The organism is Azospirillum sp. A1-3 (genome assembly GCF_023806445.1).
Lineage (GTDB): Bacteria > Pseudomonadota > Alphaproteobacteria > Azospirillales > Azospirillaceae > Azospirillum.
Genome location: NZ_JAMSLU010000002.1, coordinates 805,056 through 827,042, shown reverse-complemented (window position 1 = coordinate 827,042; position 21,987 = coordinate 805,056). Strand labels below are relative to the sequence as shown.

18 protein-coding genes are annotated in these 21,987 nt (G+C 65.6%); 6 read left to right on the top strand and 12 right to left on the bottom strand.

The genetic code is table 11. The features are described 5' to 3' along the window. Positions 1-93: 93 nt before the first annotated feature. From M5E06_RS17240 to M5E06_RS17220, 5 genes are all read right to left on the bottom strand, one after another. Positions 94-1,419, bottom strand: a complete 1,326-nt coding sequence (locus tag M5E06_RS17240) for an MFS transporter (RefSeq protein ID WP_109154291.1) — start codon at positions 1,417-1,419, stop codon at positions 94-96. A gap of 287 nt (positions 1,420-1,706) precedes the next feature. Next, the gene (locus tag M5E06_RS17235; RefSeq protein WP_252139211.1) at positions 1,707-2,339 is read right to left on the bottom strand and encodes an N-carbamoylsarcosine amidohydrolase; all 633 of its coding nucleotides are present in this window, start codon (positions 2,337-2,339) and stop codon (positions 1,707-1,709) included. Between the two features lie 11 nt (positions 2,340-2,350). Then, positions 2,351-3,103: a maleate cis-trans isomerase family protein gene (locus M5E06_RS17230; protein WP_502801988.1), complete on the bottom strand. Its 753-nt coding sequence runs from the start codon at positions 3,101-3,103 to the stop codon at positions 2,351-2,353. An 18-nt stretch (positions 3,104-3,121) separates the two neighbouring features. Next, positions 3,122-3,949, bottom strand: a complete 828-nt coding sequence (locus M5E06_RS17225) for an alpha/beta fold hydrolase (protein ID WP_252139210.1) — start codon at positions 3,947-3,949, stop codon at positions 3,122-3,124. Beyond that, on the bottom strand, positions 3,946-5,094 hold the full coding sequence (locus tag M5E06_RS17220; protein ID WP_252139209.1) for an FAD-dependent monooxygenase: 1,149 nt from the start codon (positions 5,092-5,094) through the stop codon (positions 3,946-3,948). Before M5E06_RS17220 ends, M5E06_RS17225 begins: the two co-directional genes overlap by 4 nt. Positions 5,095-5,562: 468 nt before the next feature. On the opposite strand from M5E06_RS17220, the gene M5E06_RS17215 reads away from it, so the two are divergent. The 4 genes from M5E06_RS17215 (at position 5,563) to M5E06_RS17200 (ending at position 11,364) form a co-directional block, all read left to right on the top strand. Further along, entirely contained in the window at positions 5,563-6,612 is a 1,050-nt protein-coding gene (locus M5E06_RS17215) for a 2,5-dihydroxypyridine 5,6-dioxygenase (RefSeq protein WP_252139208.1), read from the top strand. Positions 6,613-6,706: 94 nt separating this feature from the next. Beyond that, positions 6,707-7,189: a MarR family winged helix-turn-helix transcriptional regulator gene (locus M5E06_RS17210; RefSeq protein ID WP_211099788.1), complete on the top strand. Its 483-nt coding sequence runs from the start codon at positions 6,707-6,709 to the stop codon at positions 7,187-7,189. An 82-nt stretch (positions 7,190-7,271) separates the two neighbouring features. Continuing rightward, positions 7,272-7,844 carry a (2Fe-2S)-binding protein gene (locus M5E06_RS17205; protein WP_502801987.1) on the top strand — a complete coding sequence of 191 codons (573 nt, stop codon included), beginning with the start codon at positions 7,272-7,274 and terminating at the stop codon, positions 7,842-7,844. Next, positions 7,753-11,364, top strand: coding sequence for a molybdopterin cofactor-binding domain-containing protein (locus M5E06_RS17200; protein WP_252139207.1), 3,612 nt, complete (start codon positions 7,753-7,755; stop codon positions 11,362-11,364). Before M5E06_RS17205 ends, M5E06_RS17200 begins: the two co-directional genes overlap by 92 nt. Positions 11,365-11,501: 137 nt before the next feature. Here M5E06_RS17200 and M5E06_RS17195 read toward each other — a convergent pair whose 3' ends face one another. After that, the gene (locus M5E06_RS17195) at positions 11,502-11,654 is read right to left on the bottom strand and encodes a hypothetical protein (protein ID WP_252139206.1); all 153 of its coding nucleotides are present in this window, start codon (positions 11,652-11,654) and stop codon (positions 11,502-11,504) included. Positions 11,655-11,705: 51 nt separating this feature from the next. Next, positions 11,706-12,440 carry an FmdE family protein gene (locus tag M5E06_RS17190; protein ID WP_252139205.1) on the bottom strand — a complete coding sequence of 245 codons (735 nt, stop codon included), beginning with the start codon at positions 12,438-12,440 and terminating at the stop codon, positions 11,706-11,708. A 129-nt stretch (positions 12,441-12,569) separates the two neighbouring features. Between M5E06_RS17190 and M5E06_RS17185 the strand changes: the two genes are divergently transcribed. After that, positions 12,570-13,019, top strand: a complete 450-nt coding sequence (locus M5E06_RS17185) for a hypothetical protein (RefSeq protein WP_252139204.1) — start codon at positions 12,570-12,572, stop codon at positions 13,017-13,019. A gap of 477 nt (positions 13,020-13,496) precedes the next feature. Here the strand turns inward: M5E06_RS17185 and M5E06_RS35585 are convergent, their stop codons facing one another. Next, positions 13,497-17,216, bottom strand: coding sequence for an ELWxxDGT repeat protein (locus tag M5E06_RS35585; protein ID WP_286208826.1), 3,720 nt, complete (start codon positions 17,214-17,216; stop codon positions 13,497-13,499). 463 nt (positions 17,217-17,679) lie between these two features. Between M5E06_RS35585 and M5E06_RS17165 the strand changes: the two genes are divergently transcribed. Next, complete coding sequence (locus M5E06_RS17165) at positions 17,680-17,886, top strand: hypothetical protein (protein ID WP_252139203.1); 207 nt, start codon at positions 17,680-17,682, stop codon at positions 17,884-17,886. Between the two features lie 78 nt (positions 17,887-17,964). Here the strand turns inward: M5E06_RS17165 and M5E06_RS17160 are convergent, their stop codons facing one another. From M5E06_RS17160 to M5E06_RS17145, 4 genes are all read right to left on the bottom strand, one after another. Further along, positions 17,965-19,236, bottom strand: a complete 1,272-nt coding sequence (locus M5E06_RS17160; RefSeq protein ID WP_252139202.1) for an extracellular catalytic domain type 1 short-chain-length polyhydroxyalkanoate depolymerase — start codon at positions 19,234-19,236, stop codon at positions 17,965-17,967. Between the two features lie 54 nt (positions 19,237-19,290). Further along, positions 19,291-19,710 carry a ribbon-helix-helix domain-containing protein gene (locus M5E06_RS17155; RefSeq protein WP_252139201.1) on the bottom strand — a complete coding sequence of 140 codons (420 nt, stop codon included), beginning with the start codon at positions 19,708-19,710 and terminating at the stop codon, positions 19,291-19,293. A 171-nt stretch (positions 19,711-19,881) separates the two neighbouring features. Further along, positions 19,882-21,096, bottom strand: a complete 1,215-nt coding sequence (locus M5E06_RS17150) for an ABC transporter substrate-binding protein (protein ID WP_252139200.1) — start codon at positions 21,094-21,096, stop codon at positions 19,882-19,884. An 83-nt stretch (positions 21,097-21,179) separates the two neighbouring features. After that, on the bottom strand, positions 21,180-21,959 hold the full coding sequence (locus M5E06_RS17145; RefSeq protein ID WP_252139199.1) for a 3-hydroxybutyrate dehydrogenase: 780 nt from the start codon (positions 21,957-21,959) through the stop codon (positions 21,180-21,182). Between the last annotated feature and the right edge of the window lie 28 nt (positions 21,960-21,987).

The window sequence follows — 21,987 nt, the reverse complement described above, 5'->3', positions numbered from 1 at the left end:
GGCGCCCCACCCGCTGGTGAGACGCCGGCCGGGCCGACTGCAAGATTATTCCATTCAGACTTTCACATATGGTTTACGTGCTACACCATTTGGTCAGCGATTCACCACTTTCGGCGGCAGGGCGTAGACCAGCAGAGCGCCGATCACCAGGCAGCCGGAGAAGAACCACAGGGCGGCGTTGCTGCTGCCGGTCAGGTCGATGACGATGCCGATCAGCGAGTTGCTGACCAGCCCGGCGATGCTGGCGAGCGAGATCGCCATGGCGAAGCCGGTGGCCGCCGCCGTGCCCTTCAGGAAGGTGGCCGGCAGGCTGAAATAGGCCGGAAGCGGACCCAGCACGCCGACCGACGCGATGGTGAACAGCGCCACGGTGGCAACGAGGTTCTCGGCGAAGAAGGTGCTGGCCGCCATGGCGGCCGAGGCGGCCAGGAAGGGAACGATGATGTGCCAGCGCCGCTCGCGCATCCGGTCGGAGCTGGCGCCGATCAGCAGGATGCCGATCACGGCCAGGATATTGGGGATCATCGTCAAGAGACCGATGTGGAACGGATCGACCACGCCGGTCTTGCGGATGAAGGTGGGCAGCCAGAAGCCGATGGCGTAGGCGGTCAGCAGGATGGCGAAATCGATGCCGCCCAGCATCCAGACCTTCAGGTTCAGCAGCCCTTCCTTGAAGCTGTGGCCGGCATGCTTGGTTTCCGAATCGTCGCCGTGCAGATCGGCGGCAATCCGGGCCTTCTCATCGCCCGACAGCCACTTGGCATCGCGGAAAGAGTTGGGCAGCGCCACGAAGGTCAGGAAGCCGAGAAGCACGCTGGGGATCGATTCCAGCAGGAACAGCCACTGCCAGCCGCGCAGGCCCTGGACATGGTCGAAATGGCTCATGATCCAGCCCGACAGCGGGCCGCCGATCACGCTGGACAGCGGCAGACCGATGACGAACAGCGCCATGATGCGGCCGCGGCGGTAGGTCGGGAACCACAGCGTCAGGTAATAGAGCACGCCCGGCAGGAAGCCGGCCTCGGCAGCGCCCAGCATGAAACGGACGATGTAGAACTGCGTCGGGGTGGAGACCAGCATGGTGGCGGCCGACAACAGGCCCCAGGTAATCATGATGCGGGCGATCCACAGCCGCGCGCCGACCTTGGTCAGCACGAGGTTGCTCGGCACCTCGAACAGGATGTAGCCGACAAAGAACAGGCCGGCGCCCAGACCATAGGCCGCCTCGCTGAACTGGAGGTCACCCATCATCTGCAGCTTGGCAAAGCCGATGTTGATGCGATCCAGATAGGCCGCCAGATAGCAGAAGCAGAGGAAGGGGATGAGGCGCCAGGTGATCTTCTTATAAAGCTGATCCGCATCGACGGACTGCGCCGCGCCGAGCGCCGCATTCGCCGTTGTTGTCTGGGCATAGGACATGCTGTTTGTCTCCTTACGCTGATCGCGTTGTGAACCCGTCCTGTTTTTGCATGCCGGCGCCGCCTGTCTCGGGTGCGGCGCCGGGTGTCGGTCCCGGTTTTCTTTTTATTATTGGTCCTGAACTGTCCCTCCCCCTCTCCCCCCCCCCGGGGAGAGGGTCGGGGTGAGGGGGAGCCATGGCGTGGATTCATCAGAGTGCGAAGGTGTGCGACTTTTGAAGATCCTCGCCGCGCATCCCCCTCACCCTAACCCTCTCCCCGGGGGGGAGAGGGGATTCTGCCGGTGCCTCACCGGCCGAACCGGTCGAGCACCTCCTGCTTGCTGACCACATCGCCGTATTTGCTGTCGATGTCGAACAGGTTGGCCTCGTGCGGACGGTCGTGGCGGTCGCCGACGCACTCGCGCACGACGATGGTGCGGAAACCGTGCTGGACCGCATCGACAGCGCTGGCGCGGATGCAGCCGCTGGTCGAGCAGCCGGTCAGCACCACCGTATCGACGCCCATCGCATGCAGCATCGGGGCGAGGCTGGTGCCGAAGAAGGCGCTGGCATACTGCTTGGAGATCACAACCTCGTCGGATCGCGGCGTAACCTCCGGGCAGAAGGCGGCGAGCGGATTGCCCTCCACCATGTCCTTCATCACCGGGGCCTTGCGCACCCACATGCCGCCATCGGCGAAATGGCCGGGATGGTAGCGGATGTTGGTGTGGACGACCGGAATGCCGGCGCGGCGGGCGGCGTCCAGCAGGTCCACCGTCTCCGCCACCGCGCTCACCACGCCGGGGGCGTAGAGCGGCGCGCCTTCGGTGGTGTAGCCCTGCATGAAGTCGATCACCAGCAGGGCCGGCCGCTCGCCGAAGCCGATCCGGTTGCCCCAGACGCCCTTGTAATTGTCGGATGCGCTCTGCCCGTCGGTCATGGGGCCGCTCCTCAGTAGGCGCCGGACAGCAGGGCGCCGGCGCCGGGCACGATCGGCTCCAGCTTCAGCGCCTTCAGCATGGCGTAGGTCGTGGCGATGGCGGCGGTCAGCACCGGCTTGCCGGTCTCCGCCTCCACCCGCGGCACCACCGGCAGCGACGGCATCTGCACGCAGGCGGACAGGACGACGACGTCCACGCCGTCCAGGTTCATGCCGCGGACGATGTCCGGCAGGTTGTTGGGGTCGTGGCGGGCGACGTCGAGATTGTCGGGGATCTCCAGCGCGCGCCAGTCCTGCACCTCGAAGCCTTCGGCGCGGATATAGTCCACCACCAGCTCGGTCAGCGGGCGCATGTAGGGGGCGACGATGGCGATGCGTTTGGCGCCCATCACCTTCAGCCCGTCGACCAGAGCGCCGGCGCTGGTGACCACCGGGGCCGGCGCGTCGTTCTCCAGCGTCTTGCGGGCGAGGCGTGCTTCGGAGTCGCGGTGATAGCCGAGGCCCATCGACATGATGGCGACGAGGCAGGCATAGCCCAGCACATCGACGCGGGCGTCCGACAGCTCGACGGCGCAACGGTCGGACTCGGCGTCCATCGCCGCCAGTTCTTCCTTCTTGACCGTCTTCATCCGCATGCGGGCGGAGTGGAAGGTGAAGCGTTCGGGGCGGATCGCCTGACGCGCGGTCAGCATGGCCGGGATTTCCGTTTCCATGGTGACGTTGGAGCTGGGGACGATCTGGCCGATGCGGTACAGCGAAGACATGCGGATGGTTCCTATCAATCAGGCGAGCGGGTGGCCGAGGCGGTCGCCGAAGGCGGCGAAGAAGCCGTCGAGGTCATCCCAGGGGATCATGTGCCCGGCGTTGGGGACGCGGGCGATGCGGATGGCGGGCTGGAGGCGGGTGATCTCCGCCTCGTCCTCCGGCTGGATGACGCCGCCGCGGCCGGCGACGATCAGCAGGGCCGGGACCGGCAGCTTCGGCAGGTCGGCATGGATGTCGTCCTGGTGGAAGCCCTCATAGGTCTGGACGATGGCCGGCTCGTAGCAGGTGTGCAGCCATTCGGCGCGCAGCCGCAGCTGCTCCTCCGTCCAAGTCGGGCAGAAAGCCCGCATGGCGTCGGCATCCATGCCCTTCAGCGACTGGCGGATCGAATCGACGTACCAGGGCAGGCCGCTGGGATAGGGCCGGCGGCCGGGGCCGGAAACCGGCGGATCGATCAGCACCAGTTGGCGCAGGCCCTTCCCTTCACCGCGCACGGAGGCGCGGATGGCGAAGCGGGCACCCATGGAATGGCCGATCAGGATGCACTCGGTCAGGCCGAGCGCCGCGATGAAGCCATTCACGTCGTCGGCGCAGGCATCGATGCCGTAATCCAGATGCGGACCGCTTTCCGACAGCCCGCGCCCGCGCACGTCCAGCACATAGGTGTCGAACTGCTGCCCGAACCGCTCGGCGACGAAGCCCCAGGTGACGGCCGGGCTGGTGATGCCGGGGATCAGCACGATGGCCGGGCGACCGGCATGCCGCTCCCCGCCATAGCGCAGGTAATGCTGGCGGATGCCGTTGGCCTGGACGTTGGCGCCGTAGAGGAAGGTCGAGGCGGTCATGCCGCGATGCCTTCGCGCAGCGGCTGCTCATAGACGTCGTAGCCGAAGACCCAGGCGGGATCCTCCTGGTTGCGCAGGAAGGTGTTGGCGTTGGACACCGCCTGCACGCGCGTCGCCCGGTCCTTGCGGTTGGCCTCGTACAGGGCGAAGGCGGTGCGGTAGTCGGTCAGGCCGGTCTCGGACAGGCAGCGGGTCAGCATTGCCGCGTCCTCGATCGCCATGCCGGCGCCCTGCGCCATGTGCGGCTTCATCGGGTGGCAGGCATCGCCCAGCAGGACCAGCCGGCCGCGGCTCCACAGCGGCAGCGGGTTGCGGTTGCGCAGCGGCCATTTGGTGACCTCTTCCGTGCACTCGATCAGCGCCTGGACGGTCGGGTGATAGCCCTGGAAGGCCTCGAACATCTCTTCGCGGCTGCTGTCGACGAAGGCCTCCTGGAAGTCCCAGGCCGGATGCGGCACGCCGGTGACGTAGTAGTATTCGTCACGCTTCCCGGTGGTGAAATAGACCATCATGTGACGGTCCTCGGTCCACCACTTGATGCAGTCCTCGAAGGTCAGGTCGTATTTCGCCAGCTGGTCGCCGCGGATCAGCGCGCGGTGGGCGACCCAGCCGCTGTAGTTCGGCGCCTCGACGCCCAGCAGGGCCTCGCGGATGCGGGAGTTGATGCCGTCGGCGCCGATGACGATGTCGGCACGCGCCTCGGTCCCGTCGGCGAAGGTCAGATGCACGTCGTCGCCGCTGTCGGTGATCGTCTCCAGCCGCTTGTCGAAGTGGACGGAGCCGGGGGCCAGCGTGTCCATCTGCAGCAGGTGCATGTCGCCACGGTGGACGGTGACGTAGGCGGCGCCGTATTCGCGCTTGGCGAAGTCGCCCAAGGGAATGCGCGACAGGTAATCGCCGGTGAAGCCGTCGCGGCTGAACCAGAAGTCCGGCTTGGAGCCCATCGCCTCCAGCGGCTTTTCGATGCCCAGGCGGCGGAACACCTTCATCACGTTGGGACCGACATGAATCCCCGCGCCCAGCCGGGAGAATTCAGGCGCCTGTTCGTAGACATCCACCTGAAACCCGGCCTGCTGCAGGAGCCCGGCGGCGGCGGCTCCGCCCAGGCCGGCCCCGACGATAGCGATTCTCTGAGTCTTTCCCATGGATATGGCCCTTTGCTGACGTGGGGGTGTTCGGTCGGCGCCGCCGAAGGGCTCGCGACCGGATGCAAGGGTGCGGGAGGAGTGTCCGGGGGCTTCTCGCCCCGGCTCCGGCCGTCGACCGTTGCATTGAACTCGATATGAAGTGTGTACGCTGTTTCAGCTTGCCATGCAACACAATTCGCCATACAACGCTACTCAGCCTTTGCGGGGCCATAAGGGCCGTTTGCAGCAGGGAGTGATCACGATTTAGCCTTGCTCAGCCTCATTTTAAATCACGGTTGCCTAATTATCGTTCATATCGGCACAGCGGCAGCGAAGGGTTTACCCCCTTACTGTTCATGGTCGAATTAAGCTTATACGCTCTATATGTCCTGGTCAGCCGCCGTGATGATCGGCGGATGTCCACCCGGAAACACGGCCCGGAACGCGCTTTCAGCGTCTGCGGCCACCAAGGTTGGGAGAGATGAGATGCCGGTGAGCGATCGCGAACTGACGCAGATGTTCGAACGGGTTCTGACCCTGTCCAAGGTGGACAAGACCCAGAGCGTCGCTGTGCTGAAAAGCGACTATTCCAACCCGCGCATCGTGCGTGCGGCGATGGACGCGGCGCAGCGACTGGGCGCGAACGTCTACGGGGTCGAACTGCCGGCCTTCAACCACCCGCGCGCCATGGGCATGGACATGACCGCCTATTGCGGCGACACGCCGCTGACCGGCAACCTCGCCGCCCAACGCGCGCTGGAGGCCGCCGACCTGATCATCGACACCATGATGCTGCTGCATTCGCCGGAACAGGAGCAGATCCTGAAGACCGGCACCCGCATCCTGCTGGCGGTCGAGCCGCCGGAGGTGCTGGCCCGCATCCTGCCGACGGAGGAGGACAAGCTCCGCGTCAATGCCGCGGCGGAGCGGCTGAAGCGCGCCCGCTCCATCACCGTGACCTCCAAGGCCGGCAGCGATTTCCGCGCGACTCTCGGCCAATATCCGACGGTGACGGAATACGGATTCGCCGACGAGCCCGGCCGCTGGGACCATTGGCCGAGCGGCTTCCTGTTCTCTTGGCCGGACGAGGGCAGCGCGGAAGGCACGCTGGTGCTCGACGTCGGCGACATCCTGCTGCCCTTCAAGGCCTATGTGCGGGAGAAGGTGACGCTGGAGATCGAGGAGGGCTTCATTCGCCGCATCCATGGCGGGTTCGAGGCGGAGTACCTGCGCGACTACATGGCCTATTTCAAGGATCCGGAGGTCTACGGCATCTCCCACATCGGCTGGGGCCTGCAGCCGCGGGCGCAATGGACGGCGATGGGGCTGCACGACAAGAACGACGGCATGTGCATGGACGCGCGCGCCTTCTACGGCAACTTCCTGTTCTCCACCGGCCCGAACACCGAAGTCGGCGGCAGCCGCAAGACCCCCTGCCACATGGACATCCCGCTGCGCGGCTGCGACATCCTGCTGGACGGCGAGCCGGTGGTGCTGGCCGGCGACGTGGTGGCGCCGGAAGCCTCCAGGGCATGACGGGCGGCATGAGGGCGGAAGCCCGCCGCCCTTCCCTGCCCCCGCCGCCGCTGCTATCGTTCGCTACCCACCGGTCCACCGTATGTTGCCCCCGATGACCCAAGACCTGCTGCCCGAAGACGGCGCCGACGCTGGCCCCGGAGAAGCCGATTACGTCTTCTCCGACCAGATCGGACATCTGCTGCGGCGGGCCTATCAGCGGCACCTCGCCATCTTCCAGCGCAACGCCTGCGACCCGCAGCTGACCTCGGTGCAGTTCGTCACGCTCTGCGCCATCCGCGACAACGGGCCGAGTTCGCTGATCGAGCTGGTGAAGTCCACCGCCATCGATCAGGCAACGATCCGCGGCATCGTCGACCGGCTGAAGGCGCGCGGGCTGATCCGCCAGACCTCCGACGCGCAAGACCGCCGCAAAGTCATCAACTGCCTCACCGACGAGGGGCGGCAACTGCTGGAGGACATGGTGCCCTGCGCCAAGCGGATCAGCGAGATGACCATGGGGCAGCTGAACCCGGCGGAACGGCTGGCCGTCACCCACGTCCTGCAGAAGATGATCGCGCAGGACGGGGAGGAGTAACCCCCCGCAAGACGGTTTTCTGGCCAATTCACCCCGCTTGTACAGCGGGCGTGCGGGACTCATCGCACCGGACGGACGCTTTATGGAAAAGACCATCGCGCTGCGGGTGAATGGCCGCGCCGTCTCGGTGACGGCGATGGCCGACACGCCGCTGCTCTACATCCTGCGCAACGATCTGGCCCTGAACGGGCCGAAATACGGCTGCGGGCTCGGCGAATGCGGGGCCTGCACCGTCATCCTCGACGGCGTCGCCGCGCGGTCCTGCGTCATCCCGCTGGCGGGGGCGGAGGGGCGCGAGGTTGTGACGCTGGAAGGGCTGGGCAGCAGCAGCGCCCCGCACCCGGTCCAGCAGGCCTTCATCGACGAGCAGGCCGCCCAGTGCGGCTATTGCATGAACGGCATGATCATGACCGCCAAGGCGCTGCTCGACCGCAATCCGACCCCGACCATGGACGAGGTGCGCCGCGCCCTGTCCGGCAACCTGTGCCGCTGCGGCACCCATGTCGAAATCCTGCGCGCCGTCATGCGGGCTGCGCGGCTTCTCTCCTCCCCCGGAGCACATTATGACGACCATCCCGACGCCCAACCAGCAGTCCGAGCTGATGCCGACCCGTGCGGAGCTGATGGCGGCGACCGGCGTCCTGCTGATCGTTGACGAGATCCAGCCGCCCTCCGGCTTGGTCGCCAAGGGCGGCACCGCGACGCCGAAGCCGCTGGAGATCGCCCTGTTCCTGGCGGTGCGCGACGACGGGCAGGTCTTCGCCTTCAACGGCCATGTCGATCTCGGCACCGGCATTCAGACGGCGCTGACCCAGATCGTTGCGGAAGAGCTGGACCTGCGCATGGACCAGTTGCGCATGGTGCTGGGCGACACCGGCCGGACGCCGAACCAGGGTGCCACCATCGCCAGCGCCACCGTCCAGATTTCGGCGGTCCCCCTGCGCAACGCCGCGGCGGAGGCGCGCCGCTACCTGCTGGACCGCGCCGCCGCCCTGTTCGGCGTGCCGGCGGGAGAGTTGCGCGTCGAAGAGGGGGTGGTGATCGCCCCGGAAACCGGCGGAATCGGCAACCGCCGCATCTCCTACGGCGAGCTGGTGCGGGGCGAGCGGGTGGAGCTGCGCATCAGCGGCAAGGCCCCGCTGAAGGCGCGCGAACAGTACAAGCTGGTCGGCAAGGGGGCGCCGCGCGTCGACATCCCGGCCAAGGCGACCGGCGAGTTCTCGTATGTCCACGACCTGCGGCTGCCGGGGATGCTGCATGGCCGGGTGGTCCGCCCGCCCTATGCCGGCATCGACAGCGGCGAGTTCGTCGGCAACAGCCTGGAAAGCATCGACGAATCCTCCATCGCCCACATTCCCGGCATCATCAAGGTGGTGGTGCTGCGCGACTTCGTCGGCGTGGTGGCGGAGCGCGAGGAGCAGGCGATCAAGGCGGCACGCGAGCTGAAGATCACCTGGAAGCCCTGGACCCGCAAGCTGCCCGACCTGTCGAACCTCGCCCAGGCCCTGCGCGAGAACCCCAGCACGCCGCGCAAGGTGCTGGACAAGGGCGACGTCGATGCCGCGCTTGCCGCCGCCGACCAGCGGATGACGCGCACCTATGTCTGGCCCTACCAGATGCACGGCTCGATCGGGCCGTCCTGCGCCGTGGCCGACTGCAAGGCGGACCACGCGACCGTCTGGTCCGGCACCCAGAACCCGCATCTGCTGCGCGCCGACCTCGCGTGGCTGCTGGAATGGCCGGAGGAGCGGATCGACGTGGTGCGGATGGAGGCGGCCGGCTGCTATGGCCGCAACTGCGCCGACGACGTGGCGGCGGATGCGCTGCTGCTGTCGCAGGCGGTCGGCCGTCCGGTGCGCGTCCAGCTGACCCGCGAGCAGGAACATCTGTGGGAGCCGAAGGGCACCGCGCAGCTGATGGAGGTCGATGGCGGCATCAGCGCCGACGGCGGCATCGTCGCCTACGATTTCGCCACCAGCTATCCGTCGAACGGCGCGCCGACGCTGGCGCTGCTGCTGACCGGGCGGGTCGATCCGGTGGCCGCCGTGTTCGAGATGGGCGACCGCACCTCCATCCCGCCCTACGATTACGACAACATGCGGGTGGTCATCAACGACATGGCCCCCATCGTCCGCGCCTCCTGGATGCGCGGGGTGTCGGCGATGCCCAACAGCTTCGCCCATGACAGCTACATCGACGAGCTGGCCTTTGCCGCCGGGGTCGATCCGGTGGAATTCCGCCTGCGCCATCTGACCGAGGACGAACGCGCCGCCGACCTGATCCGCGCCGTCGCCGGCCGCGCCGGCTGGCAGCCGCGCACCGCCCCGCAGCAGACCCCGCCGGAGGGCGACATGCTGCGCGGTCGCGGCTTCGCCTATGCCCGCTACATCCACAGCAAGTTCCCCGGCTTCGGTGCCGCCTGGGCGGCCTGGGTGGCGGACGTGGCGGTGGACCGCAAGACCGGCGAGATCGCGGTGACCCGCGTGGTCGTCGGCCATGACGCCGGGCAGATGATCAATCCCGACGGCGTGCGCCACCAGATCCACGGCAACGTCATCCAATCGACCAGCCGCGTGCTGAAGGAACAGGTGGAGTTCGAGGATTCGGTGGTCGCCGCCAAGGAGTGGGGCGGCTACCCGATCATGACCTTCCCCGAGGTGCCGGACATCGACGTGCTGATGATGCCGCGCGAGAACGAGCCGCCGCTGGGATCGGGCGAATCCGCTTCCGTCCCCAGCGCGGCGGCCATCGCCAACGCCATCTTCGACGCCACCGGCATCCGCTTCCGCGAGTTGCCGATCACCGCCGAAAGGGTGCGGGAGGCGCTGAACGGCCCGTCCGAACCGGTCCCGCCCTCCCCGCCGGAAGCGGTGAAGCCGCGCAAGCGGGGGTGGAAGGCATGGCTCGGCGCCTCGCTGACCGGCTTATGCGGGGTGATGATCGGCATGGCGAGCAGCGCCCTGCCCTTCCGCGCCGAGATCGCCCCGGTGTCGCCGCCCTCGGCCGGGCTGTGGTCGTCCGCCACCATCGAACGCGGGCGGCAGTTGGCGGCGCTCGGTGACTGCGCGGTCTGCCACACGGTGGAGAACGGTGCGACCAACGCCGGCGGCCGGCCTTTCGAGACGCCGTTCGGCACCGTCTACAGCACCAACATCACGCCGGATGCGGAGAGCGGGATAGGGCGCTGGTCCTTCGCCGCCTTCGACCGGGCGATGCGCGAGGGGATCAGCCGCGACGGCCGGCATCTCTACCCGGCCTTTCCCTACACCGCCTTCCGCAACATGACCGACGACGACATGCAGGCGCTCTATGCCTACATGATGACGCAGCCGGCGGTGCGCGGTGAGGTGCCGGCCAACACCATGCGCTTCCCCTTCAACCTGCGCCCGATAATGGCGGGGTGGAACACGCTGTTCCTCAACCGCGAGACCTACAAGCCAGACCCGCAGAAAACTGCGGAGTGGAACCGCGGCAACTATCTGGTCAACGGCCTCGGCCACTGCGCCGCGTGCCATTCCCCGCGCAACGCGCTGGGGGCGGAGAAGCTGGGCGACGCGTTCCTGGCCGGCGGCTCGGTCGATGGCTGGGAGGCGCCGGCCCTGACGGCGCTATCCAAGGCGCCGAAGCCCTGGACGGAGGACGATCTGTTCACCTACCTGCGCACCGGCTTCTCCCAGCGCCATGGCGTCGCCGCCGGCCCGATGGCCGCGGTGGTGCACGAGCTGTCCACCGTGCCGGAGGCGGATGTGCGGGCGATGGCGGTCTATCTTGCCTCCCTGGGCAGCGATGTGGGCGGTGATGCGGTGGAAGCGCCTGCAGCCACCCCCACCTCCGTCAGTTCCGCCAATGGAGAGCGCATCTTCAACGGCGCCTGCCAAGCCTGCCACAGCGATGGCGAAGGGCCGACGCTGTTTGGCGTCAGCCCCTCCATGGCGGTGAACAGCAACGTCCACAGCGACAGCCCCGACAATCTCGCCCGCGTCATCTTGCACGGCATCCAGAACCCGGCGACCCGCGACCTCGGCTATATGCCGGCCTTCCGCGACAGCCTGTCCGACCGCCAGATTGCGGATCTGATGGCGTATCTGCGCGGCCGCTTCGCACCGGACAAAGCGGCCTGGACCGACGTGGCGAACGCGGTGACGAGGGCGCGGGCCAATCCGGGGACGCATTGACGGGGAGGCCAGCGCCTTACGTTGGCGCACAAATCGCCGCGAGGGGGAGGAGCGGCGGCCGCGCATTCGCTTGGTTGGAAGCGGCCGAGGAGAAAGCCGAAACCTGGTGTGGCTCAGAGACCCAGCCAAACGCCGTTTCACGCTTCCTGAACATTCTGCGATGGTGTGCGATCACCCAGATCGGCAATCCAATCCTCACCCTGGCTGTAGGCCGACGCAAGGGTGACGTCCTGCGCCGGCGTGAGCACGTCATCGATGACGCTGGGGAGTGAAGCGGTCAGCGTCGGCACGGGGAGGAGGTCATGTCGTTGCCGATGTGCCATCGCCGCTCTCATCCGCCGTTACGCGCCGGGTCGGCAATTCCAAACGGTAAGGCTGACCAAACGTGGGTCGTCGGCGTGATCCACCAGCATGCGTCGGACCCGCTCCTGCCATAGGCTGCGGAACTGCGCCGCTTCGTCCGCTGTGGCCGCGTCGGACAACACGCGCTGCAGAAGGCGAGGCATCGCTGGATCCACCGGAACGACACTCATGTCGAGTGTCGCCTGCAGGCCCGCCCCCGTGTCGGTGCGGACGAAGGCCATTGCGCCTTGCATGCCGACGCCGAAGAACAGGAGGTTCCGGCGGTCGAAGCGTCCAGCGATGCCTTTAAAGCCGGTGTCTTTCGTCGCTCCGGTCAGCAGCGTGGCGACGCTGGCCATCACGCCGGCCACACCCTCGTCGGCGGCCTCACGAACGGAGACTGCAACAGCCCCGCGTTCGGGCACTTCATCGGGATACAGCTTCTCCAATGACCGTACAGTCATCAGGTAAGATCCCGCGACGGTCGGACAGGAATGGCCGGCAAGCCGCACAGCGTCGGCATATCCGTAGTGAAGCAGGCCGCCCTCGGCCGCGCCGAGGAACTCGCTCAGCGGATCGCGCACAATGAGCCGCGGTGCCGCATCGTAGAATGATGGAAAGGTCATGGTCGGACCATGCCACGACAATGCCGGGTCCTCTTTGTGCTTGCGCAAACTCCGTGCCGTTCGGCGCGCATTGCCGCGAACGCTCCACCCTTCCGTGATGGGGAACATTCGGCGTGGACGAGACATGCGGCCGCCTGTGGCCAAGCTCACATCGGCGGCGGGCGGAGTTCGTTAGGGTCATGTCATCGAGACCACCCGCCGGATGCAGAGCACCGGCCCCACCAAGGAGACCGCACCATGATCCGCACCTCCCTGCTCGCCGGCTTTGCCACCCTGGCCCTGTTCGCCGCTCCCGCCATGGCGCAGAATGTGTCCAATCTGTCGAACACCGCGGCCGGCATCGGCAATGCCGCCACCCAGAACGTCACGACGTTGCAGCGCAGCGGCGGGCTGTTGGGCGGCCCGAACATGGCGAACGTTTCGAACCTCTCGGCCGGCGTCGGCAACACCGCCAGCCAAGGCGTGTTCGTCGGCCAGCGCAGCGGCGGGCTGTTCCCCGGCGGCTCGATGGCCAATGTATCGAACACTGCGGCGGGCATCGGCAACTCGGCGGCGCAGGGCGCGACGGTGCTCCAGCGCTCCGGTGGCCGGACGCCTTTTGGCCCTCCGAACCTTGCCAACGTGCAGAACCTCGCCGCCGGCATCGGTAACGTCGCAGGCCAAGGCGCCCTTGTTCGCCAGCGCTGAGTAGCGAATTCCCCACCTCCCATCCTGTGATCTTGGCCCCGCCTGGTTCATCCGGCGGGGCCGCCCTTTTGTCTTCCTCCGTCTGCGGCCGCGTTCCCCAAGACGAACGGATCGCAAATCCTCCCCGCTCTACGGCCTGGCACAGGGGCCGATCACCCAGCCATGCGTTGTAGACCGGCATGGGGTCGGGCCGGTTCTGCACGTCACGGGTGATAAACTGTGCTCGCCGGGACATGGCTTGTGCTCCGAGCTGTCACGGTGAAAGGCTGCGGCGGGCCACCAACCTTCCCGTAACAGCGCCCCATCGACTTCTACCTCTCTCCCACGCGGAACAGTCTCGAGGAGACGGAGCACCGGCAGGGCAAATATCTGAACAATGTGGTGGAAGCCGGCCATCATGCGCCAACACCAGAAGTTTGCAACAGAGCCCGTCTGACAGCCCTCCACCGTCGACTAGACGCGCACCGTGGGCTCACCTCAAATTGGAACGACACCCTTCGGGTCGTAGGATGCGCCTGCGAGGTCGGCACTGCCGATCCGATTAACGCTCAGGGAGGCAGGATCAAACGAGAAGAGGACCCGATTCTGTTGAGTATCGAGTGCGCTGTAGACAAGCTGGCCGCCGACGGCGCTGAAATCACCTGCCGCTGTCCAATCAGGACCTGAAGCGACTTCCTTGACCATGCGCGTACCCGCGGCGGTGCCATCGCTCATCCAGAGCTGGCGCCCATTCTTGCCATCGTCCGCGTTGAAGAACAGTTCCTCGCCAACGGCCGTCATGTCGGATATCGACGCTCCGAGGATCCCCGGGTTTATATCCATGACCAGGTGGGTGCCCGGTGTGGTTCCGTCGGAGGCCCACAGCTCCATGCCATGTTGACCGTCATTGGCGGCAAAGAACAGGGTGTCACCAGCCGCAGTAAGGCTGTTGGGATTCCATCCCGGCATCGGTGCGAAGCTCTTGATCTCCCTGGTGCCTTCGACTGTACCGTCCGACCTCCACAAAGAGAAGTCGGCGTTGAAGTAGAGCGTCCCGTCCATCGCCTCCAGGTCGTTGTCGAAGCCCTCGCGCGTGTCGGTGACCATGCCGCCCTTCAATGGAATCGTGCCGGCTTCCGTGCCGTCCGTCACCCACAGATACGTTTCGAACTCGCCCGTCCCGGATGTGAGGAAAAGTCGGTCGCCGACCGCCTTCAGGTGTCGTGGATCGTGGGCAAACGGCCCTCCCGGGTCGATGTTGCCGGGGAGGAAATCCTTCACCACCATGGTTCCGGAGGCGGTGCCGTCGCTTTTCCAGAGAGCGACACCGTGTGCGGCATCCCGTGCATCGAAAAACAGGGTGCCGTCCACGTCTGTGAGGCCGATGATGGAGCTCATTGCGTTGGAGACCATTTGGGTTCCCCTGGTGGTCCCATCACTCCTCCAGAGCGCGCGACCATGCACCCCGTCATCGGCGGTGAAATAGAGTTCGCCGTCCATCATCGTCAAATCGCTCGGGCTGGACGAGCCGCCACCGGGACGGATGTCCCTCACCAGAACGGGTCCCTTGGCGGTTCCATCACTTTTCCACAATTCCGCGCCATGGGTTGCATCGTCAGCCGTGAAGAACAGCGTGTCGCCGATGGCCACCGAGCCGGTGGGCTGGGAAGAGGTTGGCCCAGGCGCAATGTCCTTGACGAGGTATGCAGCCTTGCCGTCGGTGCCCCAGAGTTCACGGCCGTGGGCGGGGTCGTCGGCCGAGAACAGGGCTTTGGTTCCTGATGGCCTGGAGTCGGGAAACGTGAAATCGTTTCCTTCGGTGAAGGTCGGCAGGCCGCGCGACACCCCGGTGACATGAAGGGTGGAGCCGTCCTTGAAGGCGAGGTCAGCCGCCCAGGAATAGCCGTCCGGGTAATAGGTGTACGGCTTGATGTCCTTGACCGTCACCGGACCGGCAAGATCCACGTGGCTGTAGCCGTGGAATTCGATCCGGTCATTGTCGTCGTTGAAGCCCGAGATCGTGTCGTGGCCGAATCCTTGGCCGCCGCTGCCGAAGAGGAACAGGTCGGCAGCGTCGCTGAAATCGACGGCGCCCCATCGGCCGGGCGCCCCGCCGCCGTCCATCCAGTCGTCGCCCCTGCCCCCGACGAGGGTGTCGCGTCCGGCAAAGGCTCCTTGATAAGGATCATGCACACCAATGCTGTCATTGCCATCGCCGCCGATCAGCAGGTCGTTGCCCAATCCGCCGCCGAGCCAGTCGTTTCCCGAGCCACCCGCCAACACGTCATCGCCCGCTTCACCACTCAAGCGATCGTTGCCGGTGCCACCGAACAGGCGATCATCGCCATCATAGCCTCCCAGCCTGTCGTCGCCGCCGCCGCCCCGGATCGTATCGTTCCCCGTGGCGCCGAAGATATCGTTTGCGCCCGCGTTGCCGCGAAGGTAGTTGGACTGGCTGTTTCCGCTCAGGAACGTCCGGCCTTGGGATAGGGTGTCCAGCAGGACGGCATTCTCCAGATTGTCCGCCAGTTGATAGGAGCCTTTGACGAAGGCCGTATCGGTGCCCTCCTCGGGATTCTCGCGGATGATGTCGCTGGACCGCTGGTCGCTGCCGGTTCCGATGATCCAATAGACATCGTCTCCAGATCCGCCGGCCATCGTGTCCGTCTGTCCATCGACGCCGGCATAGAGCGTGTCGCGGCCGCTTCCGCCAAGCAGACTGTCGGCTCCCGGACCGCCACTCACCACATCATCTCCAGCCCCACCGTCCAGACGGTCGTCACCAGGACCGCCCTTCACGATGTCGTTGCCGCTGTCGCCCCATAGGGAGTCGTTGCCCTGATCCCCCTCCAACTCGTCACGCCCACCCTTGCCGAAGATGAGATCGTCACCCCGGCGACCGGAAATCGTGTCGTCCCCCCGTCCGCCCGTCAGTGTATCCGCTCCACTGGTTCCTTTGATCCGTTGGCCTTCCAGTGGGCCAAGGGTCGCGACGAAGACGTCGGTCAGCCCCCCGTTGGCATCGTCGGCTGAGAGGTTGTCGGCATAGCTCTGAAAGCCGACATGTGATCCGTCGGCCGAGATGACGCCACCGAATGAGGAGCCGTTTGCCTGGACACCGTCCCCGGTCTCGCTGGCCAGTATCAGCGCACCGGTGGTCAAATCCTTCACATAGATGTCATATGCGGAGGCGGGACCATCCTTTGGAACGAGGGCGGCGACGCTTGTGAAGGCAACTCTTCGTCCGTCCCCTGAAATGGTTGGAAGTATGGATTGCCCGTTTCCCGGCATGCCGTCCTGGTTACGGCTAATCAGTGTCAGCTTGCCTGTCACCAAGTCCTTCAGAAAGACATCATCGGTTCCGTTGCTGTCGTCTGGAGCCAGATCATCGTCGTTGCTGGAAAAGACAAGTTTGGTTCCATCATCCGAAATGGACGGTATGCCCAAGACCCCTGATGCCTGCCTTCCATCCGTGGTCCGACTGGCCAGGACGGTTTTCCCTGTGTTCAGATCCCTTACGAATATGTCTTCGCCGCCGTTCTCGTCACCTAGGACCAGATTATCGGCACTGCTGGAAAAGGCGATCTTCGTTCCGTCCGCCGAAATCGCGGGATTGGAACTGGGCCCATTCCCAAGGGAGCCGTCCACTGCCTGACTGACGAGGGTCGTCTTGCCCGTGGTCAGGTCTTTAACGAAGATATCCCCCTGTCCATTCGTGTCACCGGTGACAAGGTTGCTTGCCTGACTGAGGAATGCGATCTTCGTTCCATCGGCGGACAATGCAGCGGCAAAGCTTGAGCCATTCGCATCGCCGCCGTCCTCCGCACGAGAAACCAACGTCAATGCTCCGGTCGTCAAGTCCTTCACGTAAAGATCATAGAACCCGTTGTTGTTTGTCGGCGGGAGATCATCCGTGTAGCTGGAAAAGGCCACCGTTGTTCCGTCACCCGATATGGTCGCCGCGCCTAGCCATCCGATCACCTGCTTTCCCGCTTGTGTCTGGTTGACCAGCATAATCTGACCGGTCTTGATGTCCTTTAGGTAAAGATCGGGTTCATGGGGCGTTAAATCGTTTTCAATAAGGTTGCTTGAATAGCTGACAAAGACCGCTTTTGTGCCGTCGCCCGAAAGCGCTGGACTTTCTGAGTCCAAGTTTCCACCGGTGTTTTCGGCAGTGGAACTTACAAGATTGAGATCGGTAACGACGGTTGTTGTCATGACGATCACCTCTTGCAATCCCGCAGACGCTGGGAACGCCGGGACTCCTTCTACCACATAGCAAAATACTTCCCATAATGCCGGCGTATATATTAGACACATTGCCCTGAGTACAAAAGAATTCGAAAGAGTGTCAGACGCCATGCATAGTTAGACTACCCCCTGTTATACTTGAGGGCAGCGCGACAGGCGTCAACTTAACAGCATCAGCGTGGAACGGACAAAGAACTCCTTTCAGCAATTATCTTCTTCTTCCCATTACGCCAAGTGCCGCATAGAGAAGGGCCTTCCCGACCTTGATCCGCGCAGCGGCTTCAGGAACCGTGAGCCCTTGGGCGAGGAGCGCACTTACCCGGCGGAGCCTATACCCGCTCACAATTCGCTTCGGCAGCGGTGGCCAACCGGGCTGGCGACATGCTTATCGGATAGTCGGTCAGTCAAAATCCGCTTCCAGTCGTGGGCGATGCGGCGGAACAGCGGTCCGTGGGCGGCCTGGACGGGAATCCTGCTGGCGATCTTCGGCGCGCAGGGCGGGACATCGGTCGCATTGTACACGTCGGCGGTCTACATGCTCTATTTCCTGCAAGACGTCCTGAAGGTCGACAGCATGCAGACCAACATGTGCGTCGCTGTCGCAGTGCTGGTGACCGCGCCGCCGCCCTGCCCTTGAGGGTGCCTCGGGCCATCGGCGCGTCCAGCGTGGCGCCGATGGTGCCTGTAGGTGGACACGCTATGATGCCGGTGGCCGTCAGGCGGACGCGGTCCGCAGCCGGTGTTCCAGGAAGAAGCGCAGCATCTCCGCCGTGGCGTCCGGACCCTGCGGGTCGGTGTAGGAGCCGGCGGGGCTCCCCCCCGCCCAGGCATGTCCGGCGCCATGGATAGCCCACTGCTCGCACAGCGTCCGGCCGGAAGGGTCGGTGTGCAGGGTTCGGCTGTAGGAACGCCGGCCGGGGGCTTCGCCATGTTGCACTTCAGTGCCGAGACCGGCTGCGGCGGCCGTCGCGCGGGCCGCCACATGATCGCCGTTTCGCGGGTGGACGACGGTATCGCGATCGCCGTGGAAGATGATGGTCGGGACCGGGTGGCCGGCACCTGCCCTTCCTGCTCTTGCCCCGCCTGTGGCTCCGCCGTCGCCCTGGCGCATGGCGGCGAGGGCGGAGGGAAGATCGTGCGCGGCGCCGGCAGGCAGGCCGGAATGCACGCCGATCGCCGCATAGAGGTCGGGATAGGCCTCCCCCATGATGGCCGCGGCGGCACCGCCGGCCGACAGCCCGGCGATGTAAACCCGGTTCGGGTCGATGGGGTGGTCGTGGATGATCCGGTGGGTGATCCCAGCCAGCAGGTCGGGCTCCCCTTGGCCGCGGCGCTGGTCTTCGGGTTTGAACCAATTCCAGCAGCGCTGGGCGTTGGCCGAGGCCGGCTGTTCGGGGTAGGCGACATAAACGCCGTGCCGCTCGGCAAAGGCGTTCATCCTGGTCCCTGCGGAGAAATCGTCGGGCGACTGGGTGCAGCCGTGCAGCATCACCACCAGCGGACGCAGCCCGTCGCCGCGGTTTGCCGGCACATAGAGCTTATAGGCCCGCGTCCCCGCCGCCCCGCTGTGGGACGCCGTCGCGAAGGACGCGCCATCGGGCAGCGGTTCGGCGGGCGGGCGCGGCGCACCGGTTCCGCCTAGCAACCCCGTCGGCTGCAGGCGCGCGGCAAGGCCGCGCAGGGTCTCGCCCAGGCCGGTCCTCGCGCCCTTTCCTGACCGGCCTCCCGGCATCTTGCCGGCCGGTCGTGCGCGGTCCGGGGTGTCGCTGCGAGCCTGCGGTCCGGGAGCCGCATCGAGGTTCACGAACTCTCCCTCCAGCAATGTCGGGTCTGGCACGGTGGCCGGAGTTGCCGCAGGTTCGGCCGCGCCCTCTCCGCGCAGCAGACGCTGGACCAGACCGGTCGCTTCGGCGAGCCGGCCGGCCCGGGTCAGGCGGGCGACCTCGTCCATGCCGGGCGGAAAGCCGGTGGGGCGTGTTTGGGACATGTGGGTGCTTTCTCGGTTCGGGGATGGACGCCGGCATCCGCTCTGCGGGACGCATCAGCGGATGCGATCGGCGAGCGCCGCCTTGACGGCGGCCGGCGCATGGAGCGCGCCAAGTACGGTCAGCGAAGCGATGGTGGCGCGGGCAAGCTCGGGCGACACGTCCTGGGCGATGGCGGCAAGCCCAAGGACGCGGATATCCAGCATCCGCCCTTGGGCCTGCACGGCTTCCAGGTCGGCGCGGCTGAAATGGCGAAGGCCCAGATCGACGCTCTTTCGCGTCACTGATTGGCGGACCACGTCAGCGTGTTTGTCGACCTGATTGCGGATGGCGGTGCGGATGAAGTCGGTGCGGTTCGAATAAAACCCTTCCTCCACCAACAGGTCGATGTGACCCAGGTCGACATAGCCGAGATTGATTGTGATCTTCTCGCTGTCACCGGCTTTCGGCCGCAGGTCTCGCGCCATGTCGCTCATGATTTACCATCCATCCACCATCTGTCTGGATGGTAAATGGATGGTGGGCACCGGCCGTTCAAGCCCGACCCCCGATGTTTTCGGAAGCCGGACGGCACGCAACTCCCACTACCGAGGGTGGCCTGACGCGGCGCAATAAAAAAGGGGAGCCCGAACGCTCCCCTTTTTCCGTCATTTCACGAGTGGGCAGCCGCTTGCCTTCGGGTCGATGTAGGCCTGCGTACCGGGAATCTTCTTGATGATCTTGAAGTAATCCCAGGCGTATTTCGATTCGGCAGGCGTCTTGATCTGCGCCAGATACATGTCGTCGAAGACGCGGCCGTTATCAGCGATCTTCGCCTCCTTCATCATCATGTCGGTGACCGGCATGCTGCGCATCTTGGCAGCCACCTTGTCGGCATCGTCGGTGCCGATCTCCTGCACGGCCTTCAGGTAATGGCGGACCGCCGAATACACGCCGGCCTGGTTCATCGACGGCTTGCGGCCGGTCCGTTCCTCGAACTTCTTCGACCAGGCGCGGGTCTCGTCGTTCATGTCCCAGTAAAAGGAGTTCGCCAGCATCAGCCCCTGCGAGGTCTCCAGCCCGAGCGCCTTGATGTCGTTGATGTTCAGCAGCAGGCCGGCCAAGGTCTGCCCACTCTGGGGAATGCCGAATTCAGCCGCCTGCTTGACGCCGTTGATGGTGTCGCCGCCGGCATTGGCGAAGGCGACGACGTCGGCGCCGGATGCCTGAGCCTGAAGCAGGTAGGAGGAGAAGTCGGATGCGCCCAGCGGATGACGCACACTGCCCTTGATGGTCCCGCCGAGTTGCTTGACCGTGTCGGCCGCTTCGGCCTCCAGCGAATGGCCGAAGGCGTAATCGGCGGTGATGAAGAACCAGCTCTTCCTGCCCTGCTCGACCAGCGCGCGGGCGGTCGCAGAGGCGACGGCATGGTTGTCCCAGGTCCACTGGAAGCCGTAGGGGCTGCAATCCTTGCCAGTCAGGTCGGTCGAACCGGGACCGGACATCAGGAACAAGCGCTTCTTGTCCCGCGTGATTCCCTGCACGGCCAGCGCGGCAGCCGAATTCGGCACATCGGCGATCACGTCCACCTTTTCCGTATCGATCCACTGGCGGGCGAGGTTGGCGGCGATGTCCGCCTTGTTCTGGTGGTCGCCGACGATGATCTCGATCTTCGTGCCGTTGATGGCGTTGCCGAACTCTTCAGCGGCCATCCTTGCGGCAACCGCCGATCCTTCGCCGTTGATGTCGGCATAGATGCCGGAGCGGTCTGACAGCATGCCGATCTTGATGACGTTGTCGGACATCTGGGCCTGGGCCTGGGTTGAGGCCGAACCCGCGGCCAGCGTGGCGAAGGCAACGCCGGCGAGAAGGAACTTGCGCATCTTTCACTCCCAATTCTGACAGTTCTTGGTGATTGGGGCGGTCACCGGCGACGGCGCCGCCCGGAGGGTCGCGGGATGTGGACTCAATGGGTGGTGTAGCCGCCGTCGACGGGAAGGACCGCGCCGGTGATCGATGCCGCGGCGTCGGAACAGAGGAAGGCGATGGCGGCGGCGACCTCCTCCGGGCCAATCAGCCGGCCGGTCGGCATCTTTTCCAGGAACACCGCCTTCAGGACCTGATCTTCGGGCAGGCCGGTGACCTGCGCCTGCTGGGCGATCTGCCGTTCAATGATCGGGGTCAGCACCGTGCCGGGGCAGACCGCGTTGCAGGTGATGCCATGACCGGCGACCTCGATCGACACCGACTTGGTCAAGCCGATGATGCCATGCTTGGCGGCGACATAGGCCGGCTTGTGCGGGGCGCCGACCATGCCCAGCACGGACGCGGTGTTGACGATGCGTCCCCAGCCCCGCTCCCGCATCGCCGGCACAGCCGCCTTGATGGTGTGGAATGCGGCGCTGAGATTGACCGCCAGCAGCAGGTCCCATTTATCGTCGGGAAACTCGTGCAGGGCGGCGACATGCTGGACGCCGGCGTTGTTCACCAGGATGTCGATCGGTCCCAGCAGGTCAGCCGCCTCCGCCATCAGGGCGCGGGCCTCCTCCGGCCGGCTGAGATCGGCGGCGGAATAGACGATCCGGGCCCCGCTCCGCTCCGCGATCTCGGCACAGGTCCGGTCGATCTCCGCACGGTCGCCGAAGCCGTTGACCATCACGTGGCAGCCCCGGCCGGCCAGTTCCCGCACGGTCGCCAGCCCGATTCCGCTGGTGGAACCGGTAACCACGGCGTTTCTGTTCTGCATCTATCGGTCCTTAGATATAAGAAAATGG

Bases quoted from the DNA above. Each gene is read 5' to 3' on its own strand.
- M5E06_RS17150 (WP_252139200.1), bottom strand. From the start codon at position 21,096: ATGCGCAAGTTCCTTCTCGCCGGCGTTGCCTTCGCCACGCTGGCCGCG.
- M5E06_RS17210 (WP_211099788.1), top strand. From the start codon at position 6,707: ATGACCCAAGACCTGCTGCCCGAAGACGGCGCCGACGCTGGCCCCGGA.
- M5E06_RS17145 (WP_252139199.1), bottom strand. From the start codon at position 21,959: ATGCAGAACAGAAACGCCGTGGTTACCGGTTCCACCAGCGGAATCGGG.
- M5E06_RS17165 (WP_252139203.1), top strand. From the start codon at position 17,680: ATGCGGCGGAACAGCGGTCCGTGGGCGGCCTGGACGGGAATCCTGCTG.
- M5E06_RS17240 (WP_109154291.1), bottom strand. From the start codon at position 1,419: ATGTCCTATGCCCAGACAACAACGGCGAATGCGGCGCTCGGCGCGGCG.
- M5E06_RS17160 (WP_252139202.1), bottom strand. From the start codon at position 19,236: ATGTCCCAAACACGCCCCACCGGCTTTCCGCCCGGCATGGACGAGGTC.
- M5E06_RS17185 (WP_252139204.1), top strand. From the start codon at position 12,570: ATGATCCGCACCTCCCTGCTCGCCGGCTTTGCCACCCTGGCCCTGTTC.
- M5E06_RS17200 (WP_252139207.1), top strand. From the start codon at position 7,753: ATGACGACCATCCCGACGCCCAACCAGCAGTCCGAGCTGATGCCGACC.
- M5E06_RS17230 (WP_502801988.1), bottom strand. From the start codon at position 3,103: ATGTCTTCGCTGTACCGCATCGGCCAGATCGTCCCCAGCTCCAACGTC.
- M5E06_RS35585 (WP_286208826.1), bottom strand. From the start codon at position 17,216: ATGACAACAACCGTCGTTACCGATCTCAATCTTGTAAGTTCCACTGCC.
- M5E06_RS17190 (WP_252139205.1), bottom strand. From the start codon at position 12,440: ATGTTCCCCATCACGGAAGGGTGGAGCGTTCGCGGCAATGCGCGCCGA.
- M5E06_RS17155 (WP_252139201.1), bottom strand. From the start codon at position 19,710: ATGAGCGACATGGCGCGAGACCTGCGGCCGAAAGCCGGTGACAGCGAG.
- M5E06_RS17235 (WP_252139211.1), bottom strand. From the start codon at position 2,339: ATGACCGACGGGCAGAGCGCATCCGACAATTACAAGGGCGTCTGGGGC.
- M5E06_RS17220 (WP_252139209.1), bottom strand. From the start codon at position 5,094: ATGGGAAAGACTCAGAGAATCGCTATCGTCGGGGCCGGCCTGGGCGGA.
- M5E06_RS17225 (WP_252139210.1), bottom strand. From the start codon at position 3,949: ATGACCGCCTCGACCTTCCTCTACGGCGCCAACGTCCAGGCCAACGGC.
- M5E06_RS17205 (WP_502801987.1), top strand. From the start codon at position 7,272: ATGGAAAAGACCATCGCGCTGCGGGTGAATGGCCGCGCCGTCTCGGTG.
- M5E06_RS17215 (WP_252139208.1), top strand. From the start codon at position 5,563: ATGCCGGTGAGCGATCGCGAACTGACGCAGATGTTCGAACGGGTTCTG.